5 protein-coding genes and 1 pseudogene are annotated in these 12,269 nt (G+C 70.2%); 1 reads left to right on the top strand and 5 read right to left on the bottom strand.

All coding sequences use genetic code 11. The features are described 5' to 3' along the window. Nucleotides 1-92: 92 nt before the first annotated feature. The 5 genes from E5198_RS02135 to E5198_RS02115 form a co-directional block, all read right to left on the bottom strand. Nucleotides 93-2,549, bottom strand: coding sequence for a patatin-like protein (locus E5198_RS02135; protein ID WP_136488367.1), 2,457 nt, complete (start codon nucleotides 2,547-2,549; stop codon nucleotides 93-95). Nucleotides 2,550-2,658: 109 nt separating this feature from the next. Then, nucleotides 2,659-4,182: an efflux transporter outer membrane subunit gene (locus tag E5198_RS02130; RefSeq protein WP_136488366.1), complete on the bottom strand. Its 1,524-nt coding sequence runs from the start codon at nucleotides 4,180-4,182 to the stop codon at nucleotides 2,659-2,661. After that, complete coding sequence (locus E5198_RS02125; protein WP_136488365.1) at nucleotides 4,179-7,286, bottom strand: efflux RND transporter permease subunit; 3,108 nt, start codon at nucleotides 7,284-7,286, stop codon at nucleotides 4,179-4,181. The genes E5198_RS02130 and E5198_RS02125 overlap by 4 nt, the downstream gene beginning before the upstream one ends. Before the next feature lie 124 nt (nucleotides 7,287-7,410). Beyond that, nucleotides 7,411-10,503, bottom strand: a complete 3,093-nt coding sequence (locus E5198_RS02120; protein ID WP_136488364.1) for an MdtB/MuxB family multidrug efflux RND transporter permease subunit — start codon at nucleotides 10,501-10,503, stop codon at nucleotides 7,411-7,413. After that, nucleotides 10,500-11,840: an MdtA/MuxA family multidrug efflux RND transporter periplasmic adaptor subunit gene (locus E5198_RS02115; RefSeq protein WP_136488363.1), complete on the bottom strand. Its 1,341-nt coding sequence runs from the start codon at nucleotides 11,838-11,840 to the stop codon at nucleotides 10,500-10,502. Before E5198_RS02115 ends, E5198_RS02120 begins: the two co-directional genes overlap by 4 nt. Nucleotides 11,841-12,092: 252 nt before the next feature. On the opposite strand from E5198_RS02115, the pseudogene E5198_RS21895 reads away from it, so the two are divergent. Next, nucleotides 12,093-12,269, top strand: a pseudogene (locus E5198_RS21895) (bacteriocin); the annotation flags it as partial.

Below are 12,269 nucleotides of genomic sequence, written 5' to 3'. Positions count from 1 at the left end.
AGCACGGCCCTCGCGGATTACCGGACAAGCGGAAGAGATCGGCGCCAAGGGCCGCCAACCGCCCGGAGCCGAACGGCCACACGCCTGCACGCTCAGAGCCGCTCGACCGCCTCGCGCAGGCGGGCGAGCAGCTCGGGCACCAGCGCCAGGCGCTGGCCCTCCTCCTCCAGTACCCGCTCGAAGGCGCGCTTCTTCAGCGCCTCCACCGCCAGGCCGGCGCGCAGGTTGGCCGGCACCGTGCTGAGCAGGATGTCGAACAGGCGGTCCACCGCGTGCAGGCGGCCCCACAGGTAGTCGTTCTCGCGCACCGCGCGGCCGAGGAAACCGCCGAAGCCGGCGAAGGAGCTGCCGAGCAGCACCGGCTTGCCCTCGTCGAGGACCAGGCTGTCGGCGTCCTCGGGGCTGATGCGGTCGACGAGGATCTCCTCGATGGGCCCGGCCTCCAGCGACAGCGCGCTGGCGGTCGGGCGCAGGATGACGTCCCAGAAGAAGTAGCCCAGATAGCCGGTGAGGATGGCCAGGCGGCTCGCCTCCGGCAGGCCCTGCACCAGCGGCGAGGCCAGCACGGCATCGACGTTATCCACCACGCGGGCCATGTCGCACTCCTGGGCCAGCCGCTCGACCAGCCGGGAGATCTGCGCGCCCGCCTCGGGCTCGCTGGCCAGGCGCTCGGTGCCGAGGCCCGGCCCCTCATCGTCGTCCATGAACAGCTCGCGGCACAGGTTCACCGCGTGGCGGCTGAGGAAGTCGAGGTCGTCGTAGACCGCCAGCTCGCCGACGCACTTGTGCAGCTTGAGCTTCAGCAGGTCGAGGTCCTCGGATTCGGCGGCACTGCCGCTGTCATGCTCGGGATACAGGTCGTTGATCTCGTGCAGCACGAAGTTCAGCCGACGCTTTTTGTAGATCAGCCCGAAGTCGAGGATCATCCGCGCGAACAGCGGCAGGTCGACATTGCTGTAGAGCTGCTCGGGCATCCTGTAGGACTCGGCGATGATGCCCTGCTGCCCGGCCCAGGCCTCGATCACCTCCTCGACCCGGCGTGCCTGCGGCGAATCGGCGGTGTACTGGCAGGCCGCGGCGATGAGGCGCACCACGAAGTCCAGCGCCTCGAAGATCAGCGAGCGCATCCAGGCGTCGTAGACGATGGCGGTGCCGGACAGCAGGCTGATCGACAGCAGCCGCCAGTGGCGCAGGTCGTCGACGCCGAAGCCGCTCCTCAGCTTGCCGGCGGTCTCCTCCTCGATCAGCCGGGCGATCTGCGGGCGGGCGTGCAGGATGGCCGCCTTGAGCCGGCGCGCCTGCACGTTGTAGCGGCTGATCACCGCCAGTTCGTTGTACACCGGATCCTGGCGCGGCAGGTCGCTGAGGGCGCCGCGCAGGGTGGCGAAGAAGCCGGGCACCCCGGTTCCCGTCAGCCGCCGGGTACCCTTGGGGTGCGGGTCGATGTACACCAGGCGGCGGTCCACCTCGCGCAGGGCGCCGTGGGTGTGGATGGCTTCCACGCAGGCCATGATCGGCTTGTTGTCGAGCACGCTGCCGTCGACCAGCACCGCCTCCTCGGGGCTCTCGCCGCGTGCGCGGTAGTTGCGGAAGTTGGCCTCGACGAAGCGCGAGCGCGCCGGCCAGGGCATGTGCCGCTCGGCGAGCAGGTCGTCGAGTTCGCGCAGCTGGGCGGGCGGGAAGGCGCCGGGATAGGACGCCGAGGCGCGCCCGGCGAAGGCCAGCGAGGGGAAGCTGTCGGCGTCGAAGTCGCTGAGCAGGTGGCCGGTCTTGCGGTGCTCGAGGGAGAAGCGCAGCAGGTGGCGGTGCTCGCGCTCGTAGGCCACCGGCGGGTCGTGGATGAAGATCGGCCGCTCCAGGCCGCGGAAGTCGGTGACCGTCACCACCAGGTCGAGGCGCTCGCCCTTGGGCAGCAGCGAGTCCGCGACCGGTGCGGCGCCCTGCATCGCGGTCAGGCCGTCGAGCATCAGGGTGCTCAGCCGGCGGCCGTCGAGGGGCGGCTTGAACCAGCGCGAGCGCAGGAACACCGAAATGCGCTTGGCCATTTCGGCGTCGGCCTGCCCCGGCAGCAGGCCCTCACGCCCCAGGCGCGAGAGCAGCGGGCGCAGCAGCGGCCAGAAGTACCACTTGCTCCACATGCGCGCCTTGGCCTCCGGCGCCAGCAGGTTGAGCATGTCGGCCTGCTCCAGCCACAGGTGGCTGATCGGCATCAGCGAGCGGTCGTGGGCCAGGGCGGCGGACAGGGTGATGCCGTTGATGCCGCCGGCCGAGGAGCCGGCGACGACGTCGACGATCACCCGCAGGGCGATGTCCTTGCCCAGCGCCTGGAGGAACTCGTGGTAGAGGTCGCCGGTGGAACGCTCCGGCTCGTCGGGATAATGCTGGTGGAAGCTGCCGCCCGGCGCCTGGTCCTCGCCGGAGCGGCCGGCGTGGTAGATCTTCGAGGCGCGCACCAGGTTGAGGATTTCCCGGTTGATGCCGTGCTGGTAGACGGCGAGGGATACCCCGCCGAAGAACACCAGGGCCAGGCGCAGCTCTTTCTCTTTCATGGTCAGCCCTGGAGCCGATAGCCGTCCGGGCCGTCAGGCGGCCCGTTGCGCCGCCCTGCGCCGTTTCCGTCCCAGCAAAGCTAGCCCACAACAGGCGCCGCCGCGCGCCTCACTGCTGATCGGCGAGCTGCTCCTGCGCCACCCCGTCCCAACCACCGCCGAGGGCGGCGATCAGCTGCACGCTGGCGGTCAGCCGGCTGCCGAGCAGGGTCAGGCTGCTGCGCTCGTTGGACAAGGCCGCGGTCTGCACGCTGACCACGCTGTTGTAGTCGATGGTGCCGGCCTTGTACTGGTTCTCCACTAGGCGCAGCGACTCGCGCGCGGCGTCCAGCGCCTCCTGCTGCACGCCGCTCTCCTCCTCCAGCACGCGCAGCTGCACCAGGTAGTCCTCCACCTCGCGGAAGCTGTCCAGCACGGTCTGCCGGTAGCCGGCCACGGTCTGGTCGTAGCGCGCCTCGGCCTGGTCGACCTGCGAGCGGATCAGCCCGGCGTCGAACAGGGTCATGGCGAACTGCGGGCCGATCGACCAGAAGCGGTTGGGCGTGTTGATCCACTGGCCGAAGGTATCGCCGCGATAGCCGCCGGCGGCGCTGAGACTGAGGCTGGGGAACCAGGCCGCTTTGGCCACACCGATCTCGGCGTTGGCGCTCATCACCGCGCGCTCGGCGCTGGCCACGTCCGGGCGGCGCTCGAGCAGCTGCGAGGGCACGCTGACCGGCACCTGCGGCAGCGCCGGCACGCCGTCCACCGCGGCCAGCTCGAACTCGGAAGGCGGCACGCCGATCAGCACGGCGATGGCGTGCTCCAGCTGGGCGCGCTGGTACCTGAGGTCGATGGCCTGGGCCTCGGTGCTTTTGAGCTGGGTGCGCGCCTGGGTGACGTCGGATTTGGGCACTATGCCGGCCTGATACTGGTTCTCGGTGAGCCTGAGCGAGCGGGCGTAGGCCGCCACCGTGGCGTCGAGCAGGCGCTGCTGCTCGTCGAGCACGCGCAGCTGCAGGTAGTTCTGCGCCAGCTCGGACTGCAGGCTCAGGCGCACCGCGGCCAGGTCGGCGGCGCTGGCCGACAGGCTGGCGTTGTCCGCTTCCAGCTGGCGGCGCAGCTTGCCCCACAGGTCCAGCTCCCAGTTGACGCCGAAGGTCAGGTCGTAGCTGGTGGAAATCCCGCCACCGCTGACGCCGCTGGACACCGGCGCGCCGCCGACGACCACCGTGCTGCGCCCTGCGCCCTGCCCCGAGCGGGTCTTGCTGGCGTCGGCACCCAGCGAGGGGAAGAACGAGGCGCGGGTGCCGCGCACCAGCGCCTGCGCCTCGCGGTACTGCGCCAGCGACTGGGCGAGGCTCTGGTTGGACCTTTCCAGGCGCTGCTGCAGCTCGTTGAGGGTGGCGTCGCCGTACAGCTCCCACCAGGCGCCGCGGGCCAGGGCATCGGCCGGTTCGGCGGCCTTCCAGCCTTCGGCCTGACGGAACGCCGCCGGGGTGTTCAGCTCGGGGCGCTGGTAATCCGGGCCGATGGCGCAGCCGGCCAGGGCCAGGCTCAAGGCGAGCGTAGGGGCGAATTTATTCGCCTTGATCCGGCGGGCGAATGAATTCGCCCCTACAGGGCGGGCAAGTTCTGGGACGGAGACGGTCATAGCGGAGCTTCCAGTGCGGCATCGCTGGGCCGCCCGCGCCAGCGGTTGACGCGGTGGCGCAGGCGGTCGAGGTACAGGTAGACCACCGGGGTGGTGTAGAGGGTGAGCAGCTGGCTGAGGATCAGCCCGCCGACGATGGTCAGGCCCAGCGGCTGGCGCATCTCCGCGCCCTCGGCGGCGCCGAGCAGCAGCGGCAAGGCACCGAGGATCGCCGCCAGGGTGGTCATCACGATCGGCCGGAAGCGCAGCAGGCAGGCGCGGCGGATCGACTCCTGCGGGCTCAGCCGCTCGCTGCGCTCCAGCTGCAGGGCCAGGTCGATCATCAGGATGGCGTTCTTCTTCACCACGCCGATCAGCAGGAACAGGCCGAGCAGCGAGATCAGGCTGAACTGCCCGCCGGTGAGCTGGATGGCCAGCAGCGCGCCGACCCCGGCCGACGGCAGGGTGGAGAGGATGGTCAGCGGGTGGATGTAGCTCTCGTAGAGGATGCCGAGGACGATGTACACCAACAGCAGCGCGCCGAGGATCATCAGCGGCTGCGAGCTCTGGGCCTGCTGGAAGGCGCCACCGGTGCCACCCATCTTGCCCTGCACCTCGGTGGGCAGGTCGATCAGCGCCATGGCGCGCTCGATGGCGGTGGTCGCCTGTTCGAGGCTCACGCCCTCGGCGAGGGCGAAGCTGATGCTCTCGGCGGCGAAGGCGCCGTCGTGCTGCACGCGGTCCTCCTCCAGGCTGCGCTCCCAGCGGGCGAAGGTCGACAGCGGCACCTGCTGACCGTCGCTGCCGACCAGACGCACCTGGTCGAGCACCTCGGGGTGCCGGGCGTACTGCGGGTCGATCTCCATCACCACGCTGTACTGGTTGAGGCTCTCGTAGATGGTCGACACCTGACGCTGGCTGAAGGCGTTGTTGAGCAGCGTGGTGACCGTGCTCATGTCCACGCCCAGGCGCTTGGCGGCGTCGCGGTCGACCACCAGGGTGATCTGCTCGGCGCCCTCGCCTTCGTTGGCGTCGATGTCGGTCAGCTCCGGCAGGGTCTTCAGCGCGTCGCGCACCTTCGGCATCCAGGTGCGCAGGTCGTCCAGCTCGCTGGCCAGCAGCACGTACTCGTTCTCCGAGCTGCCGCCCTGGTGACCACCGAAGCGCAGGTCCTGGTCGGGCATCAGGAACAGCTGGCCGCCGGGCACCTTGGGCAGGCTCTTGCGCAGGCGCTCGGCCACCTGCTGGGCGCTGACGCCGCGCTCGGCCACGGGCTTGAGGCGCACGATCATGAAGGCGTTGTTGATCCCGCCCTCGCCGCCGATGAAGCCGGCCACGCTTTCCACCGCCGGATCCCTGAGCACTGCACGGCGGAATATCTCCATCTTCGGCTGCATCACCTGGAACGACAGGCCGTCGTCGCCGCGGATGAAGCCGACCAGTTGGCCGGTGTCCTGCTGCGGCATGAAGGTCTTCGGCACGCTGACGAACAGCCAGACGTTCAGCGCGATGGTCGCCAGCAGGCTGAGCAGGGTCAGCAGCGAATGCCGCAGCGCCCACTCCAGGCTCACGCGGTAGAAGGCCAGCACCCGCTCCTGCACCCGGTTGCCCAGGCGCTGCAGGCGGTTCGGTTCGCGTTCGCCCGCTTCGGCGCGCAGCCAGCGCGCGCAGAGCATCGGCGTCAGGGTCAGCGACACCAGCAGGGAAATGACGATGGCCACCGTCAGGGTGATGGAGAACTCGCGGAACAGCCGCTCGACGATGCCGCCCATGAACAGGATGGAGAGGAACACCGCCACCAGCGACACGTTCATCGACAGCAGGGTGAAGCCCACCTCCTTCGAGCCCTTGAGCGCCGCGGCCAGCGGCTTCTCGCCGGCCTCGATGTGCCGGGCGATGTTCTCCAGCACCACGATGGCGTCGTCGACCACCAGGCCGGTGGCGATGATCAGCGCCATCAAGGAGAGGTTGTTCAGCGAGAAGCCCAGGAGGTGCATGGCGGCGAAGCTGCCGACCAGCGACACCGGCACCGCCAGCGCCGGGATCAGCGCCGCGCGCCAGTGGCCGAGGAAGGCCAGCACCACCAGGATCACCAGGCCGACGGCGATCAGCAGGGTGCGCTCGGCCTCGTGCAGGGTGGCGCGGATGGTCGGCGAGCGGTCCATCGCCACCGCCAGCTCGGCGCTGGCCGGCAGCACCGCGCGCAGCGCCGGCAGCTCGGCACGGATGCCCTCGATGGTCGCGATGATGTTGGCGTCGGCCTGGCGGTTGACCACCAGCAGCACCGCCTGCTCGTCGTTGTAGAAGCCGCTGTTGTAACGGTTCTCCACGCTGTCGCGCACCGTGGCGACGTCGCCCAGGCGGATCGCCGCGCCGTCCTGGTGGCGGATGATCAGCGGGATGTAGTCGGCTGCCTTGTCCAGCTGGTCGTTGCTGGCCACCTGCCAGTGGCGCTCGCCGGCCTCCAGCGCACCCTTGGGGCCGCGCACGTTGGCGTCGCTGAGCGCCTGGCGCACGTCGTCGAGCGCCAGGCCGTACTGTTCGAGCAGGCGCGGCTGCAGTTCCACGCGCACCGCCGGCAGCGAGCTGCCGCCGATCTGCACCTCGCCGACGCCCGGCACCTGGGACAGCTTCTGCGCGACTATGGTCGAGGCGAAGTCGTACAGCTGGCCCTTCTCCAGCACTGGCGAGGTCAGCGACAGCACCATGATCGGTGCCTGCGACGGGTTGACCTTGCGGTAGGTGGGCATGCTGCGCATGGCGCTGGGCAGCAGGTTACGCGCCGCGTTGATCGCCGCCTGCACCTCGCGGGCTGCGGCGTTGATGTCGCGGCCCAGCTCGAACATCAGGATGATCCGCGTCGAGCCCTGGCTGCTGCGGCTGGTCATCTGGCTGATGCCGGCGATGGTGCCGAGCGAGCGCTCCAGCGGCGTGGCCACGCTGGAGGCCATCACCTGCGGGCTGGCGCCGGGCAGGCTGGCCTGCACGGTGATCACCGGGAAGTCCATCTGCGGCAGCGGCGACACCGGCAGCAGGCCGAAGCTCAGCGCGCCAGCCAGCAGGATCGCCAGGCTGAGCAGCAGGGTGGCGACCGGGCGGACGATGAAGGGGGCGGACAGATTCATGCCTGCCCCCCGCAGAGTGCGCCGTGCGCACCGTGATCGCCGCAGCCGCCGCCATGGTGCGCACGGCGCACCCTACGGGCGTGCAATGGCGTAGGGTGCGCCATGCGCACCAGCATTCCCGCCGTCATGCCGCCACCCCCGCCGCGCTGCGCCCGGTGAAGCGCCGGCTCAGACGGTCGAACCACAGGTAGATCACCGGGGTGGTCACCAGGGTCAGCACCTGGCTGACCAAGAGGCCGCCGACCATCACCAGGCCCAGCGGCTGGCGCAGCTCGGCGCCGGAACCCGAGGCCAGCATCAGCGGCACGGCGCCGAACAGCGCGGCCAGGGTGGTCATCAGGATCGGCCGGAAGCGCAGCAGCGCCGCCTGGTGGATCGCCGCCTGCGGGTCCATGCCCTGGTGGCGCTCGGCCTCGAGGGCGAAGTCGATCATCATGATCGCGTTTTTCTTGACGATGCCGATCAGCAGGATGATGCCGATCACCGCGATCAGCCCCAGGTCGTTGCCGGAGATGAGCAGCGCCAGCAGCGCGCCGACGCCTGCCGAGGGCAAGGTCGAGAGGATGGTGATCGGGTGGATGTAGCTCTCGTAGAGCACGCCGAGCACGATGTACATGGTGACGATGGCGGCGAGGATCAGCCACAGGGTGCTGGACAGCGAGGCGCGGAACGCCTCGGCGGCGCCCTGGAAGCGGGTCTGCACGCCTTCCGGCAGGCCGATCTCGGCCTTGACCTGCTCGATGCGCGCCACCGCCTCGCCCAGCGCCACCCCCGGCGCCAGGTTGAAGGACACGGTGACCGCCGGGAACTGGCCGATGCGGTTGACCTGTAGCGCGGTGGCGCGCTCCTCGACGCGCACCAGGCTGGCCAGCGGCACCTGCACGCCATCGGTGCCGGCCACGTGGATCTCGCGCAGCGCATCCAGCCCGCGGTCGCGGGCGCCCTGGCTCTCCAGCACAACGCGGTACTGGCTGGTCTGGGTGAAGATGGTGGAGATCTGCCGCTGGCCGAAGGCGTCGTACAACGCGCTGTCGATGGCGCTCATGGTCACGCCGAGGCGCCCGGCCAGGTCGCGATCGATGGCCAGATACGCCTGCAGGCCGCGGGTCTGCAGGTCGCTGGTCACATCGCTGAGCTCGGCCAGCGGCTCCAGCGCCTCGACCAGACGCGGCGTCCACTCCTCGAGCAGCGCGGCGTCCGGCGACTCCAGGCTGAACTGGTACTGGGTGCGGCTGACGCGGTCCTCGATGGTCAGCTCCTGCACCGGCTGCAGGAACAGCTCGATGCCCGGCACCTGCGCCAGCGCGGGGCGCAGGCGCTCGATCACCTCGGCGGCGGTGAGGTCGCGCTCGCCGTGCGGCACCAGGTTGATCTGCATGCGCCCGCTGTTGAGGGTGGCGTTGTCGCCGTCGACGCCGATGTAGGAGGACAGGCTGGCCACCGCCGGATCGCGCAGGATCACCTCGGCCAGGCGCTGCTGGCGCTCGCTCATGGCCTTGAAGGAAATGCTCTGCGGCGCCTGGCTGATGCCCTGGATGGCGCCGACGTCCTGCACCGGGAAGAAGCCCTTGGGCACGGCCAGATACAGCAGCACGGTGAGACCGAGGGTGGCCAGCGCGACCAGCAGGGTCACGCCCTGATGGCGCAGCACCCAGGTGAGACCCGAGTCGTAGCGGGCGATCAGCCAGTCGATCCAGGCGCCGCTGGCCTTGTAGAAGCGGCCCTGCTCGCCCTCCGGCTGATGCCTGAGCAGGCGCGCGCACATCATCGGCGTCAGGGTCAGCGACACCACCAGGGAGATGAGGATGGCCACCGCCAGGGTGATGGCGAACTCGCGGAACAGCCGCCCGACCACGTCGGCCATGAACAGCAGCGGGATCAGCACGGCGATCAGCGAGAAGGTCAGCGACACCAGGGTGAAGCCGATCTGCCTGGCCCCCTTGAGCGCGGCGTTGAGCGGCGTGTCGCCCTCCTCCAGGTGGCGGGCGATGTTCTCCAGCATGACGATGGCGTCGTCGACCACGAAGCCGGCGGCGACGGTCAGCGCCATCAGGGTCAGGTTGTTGACCGAGAAGCCGGCCAGGTGCATCACCGCGAAGGTGCCGATCAGCGACAGCGGCACGGCGATCGACGGAATCACCGTGGCGGCCAGGCGGCGCAGGAACAGGAAGGTCACCAGCACCACCAGGCAGACGGCGAGCAGCAGCTCGAACTGCACGTCGCGCACCGCGGCGCGGATGGTCTGGGTGCGGTCGCTGAGCACCGCGACCTCGACGCCGGCCGGCAGGCTGGCGGTGATCTGCGGCAGCAGCGCCTGGATGCGGTCGACCACCTCGATGACGTTGGCGCCCGGCTGGCGCTGCACGTTGACCAGTACCGCGGCGCTTTGATCGGCCCAGGCGGCCAGACGCTCGTTCTCGGCGCCGTCGACTACCTCAGCGAGGTCGCCCAGGCGCAGGGTGGCGCCTTCGCTGTAGCTCAGCACCAGGTCGCGGTACTCGGCGGCCGAACGCAGCTGGTCGTTGGCATCCAGCTGGGAGACGCGGGTCGGGCCGTCGAAGTTGCCCTTGGGCTGGTTGACGTTGGCGGCGTTGATCAGGCTGCGCACGTCACTCAGGTTGAGGCCGTAGGCGGCCAGCGCCTGCGGGTTGACTCGGATGCGTACCGCCGGGCGCTGGCCACCGGCCAGGCTGACCAGGCCGACGCCGCTGATCTGCGCCAGCTTCTGCGCCATGCGCGTGTCGACCAGGTCGTTGACCTCGGGCAGCGGCAGGGTCTTTGATGTGATCGCCAGGGTCAGCACCGGGGTGTCGGCCGGGTTGACCTTGTTGTAGACCGGCGGCGCCGGCAGGTCGTTGGGCAGCAGGTTGTTGGCCGCGTTGATCGCTGCCTGCACTTCCTGCTCGGCGACGTCCAGCTCGACGTCGAGGCCGAAGCGCAGGGTGATCACCGAGGCGCCGCCCGAGCTGGTCGAGGACATCTGCGCAAGGCCCGGCATCTGGCCGAACTGGCGCTCCAGCGGCGCGGTGACCGCGCTGCCCATCACCTCGGGGCTGGCGCCGGGATACAGGGTCAGCACGCGGATGGTCGGATAGTCGACCTGCGGCAGCGCCGCCACCGGCAGCTGGCGGTAGGCGATCAGCCCGGCGAGGAAGATCGCCACCATCAGCAGGGTGGTCGCCACCGGGCGCAGGATGAACGGGCGCGACAGGCTCATGCGGTGGGCTTCCGTGCCGGGGCGCCGTCAGCCGGCAGCGGCCGCTCGCCGCGCGGGTTGCTGCCCGGCTCGGCTTTGCCCGGCGCCACCGGCGGCGTGGCCTCCTTGAAGGCGCCTTCCACCACCTCGACGGTGCTGCCCTCACGCAGGCGGTCGGTGCCTTCCAGCACCACCTTCTCGCCGGCGGCCAGGCCCGCGCCGATCAGGCTCTGCTCGCCGTTGCTGGCGGCCACCTCGACCGGGCGCATCTGCACCTTGTTGCCTTCGCCCACCACGTAGACGAAGGTGCCCGCCGAACCGAACTGCACCGCTGCCGCCGGCAGCAGCAGCGCGTCGCGGCGGGTCTCCAGCAGCAGGCGCACGTTGACGAACTGGTTGGGGAACAGGCGCTCGTCGGCGTTCTCGAAGCGCGCCTTGAGCCTGACCGTGCCGGTGGCGGTGTCGATCTGGTTGTCCAGGCTGGCCAGCACGCCCTCGGCCAGTCGCTGGCGCTCGCCGCGGTCCCAGGCCTCGACCTTGAGCGGCTCGCCGGCGCGGTGGCGGGCCAGCAGCGCCGGCAGCTCGGCCTCGGGCAGGGTGAAGCTGACGGTGATCGGCGCGATCTGGGTGATGGTCACCAGCGGCGTGGCGTTGCCGGAGGTGACCAGGTTGCCGACGTCCACCTGGCGCAGGCCGAGGCGGCCGCTGATCGGCGCCTTGACCTCGGTGAACTCGACGTTCAGGCGCGCCTCGGCCACCGCCGCCTGCAGGCTCTGCAGGCTGCCGCGCAGCTGCGCGACCGTGGCCTGCTGGCTGTCCAGGGTCTGCCTGGCGATGGAGTCCTCGGCGTACAGGCCCTGGTAGCGCTTGAGGTCCAGCTCGGCGTTCTTCAGCTCGGCGCGGCGCTCGGCGAGATCGCCCTCGGCCTTGTCCAGGGCGGCGCGGTACGGCCGCGGGTCGATCTGCACCAGCACCTGGCCGGCCTTGACCTGCTGGCCTTCCTCGAACAGCACCCTGACCAGTTGGCCGTCGACGCGCGGCAGCACGTTGACCGTGTTGTAGGCGGTGACGGTGCCGAGGGCCTTGAGCTCCACCGGGAACTCGCCGAGTTTCGCCTCCGCCAGGCGCACCGGCACCGTGCCTCCGGCCATGTCGCGGAAACGCGGCCGTCCCGCCGGCGGCCCGCTCAGGCTGCCACCGCCCGGTCCGCGGGCACCGCCCGGTTGCGCGCCCTGCTCGTCGACTGGCCACAGCCACCAGGCCAGCGCGGCGGCCAGCGCGGCGGCCAGCAGCACTAGGGTTGCGCCGGCCAGCCAGCGGTTACGGGAAGAACGGGTCGGGAGGTCGAGTTCGGACATGGTGCAGGTCACTTTCCTTGGGAGCCTGAACGATAAGGCTTCTCAGTTGGAGCGCAAAGGTTCTTTACCTGCACTTTACCTGCCGGCGGCGGGCATCCGACAGGCAACCAGGACAAGTTTGTCCTCAAAGCGAACCTCTCCGCCTGGCAGTTGTCCCACCGTGAACCCGTTTCCATCCGGCCCGCCCGGCGTTGGACAAATGCCGGAGGGGGCGGGACAATTCACCCGGTTTTCGTCCATGAGGTTCGCACCATGCGTAAAGCACTTTCCGTCCTGACCCTGAGCCTGCTGTGCGCCCAAGGCGCCATGGCCGATGGCACCACCCGTGCCGCGGTCGGCGGCGGCCTCGGCGGCGCCCTGGGCAACGTCCTCGGCCAGGCGGTCGGTGGCAAGACCGGCGCCGCGGTCGGCGCCGGCCTGGGCGCCGCC

It is taken from the genome of Pseudomonas sp. A-1 (genome assembly GCF_004801855.1).
Lineage (GTDB): Bacteria > Pseudomonadota > Gammaproteobacteria > Pseudomonadales > Pseudomonadaceae > Geopseudomonas.
The sequence above is the reverse complement of the archived record's forward strand: the minus strand, read 5'-3'. Positions and strand labels throughout refer to the sequence as shown.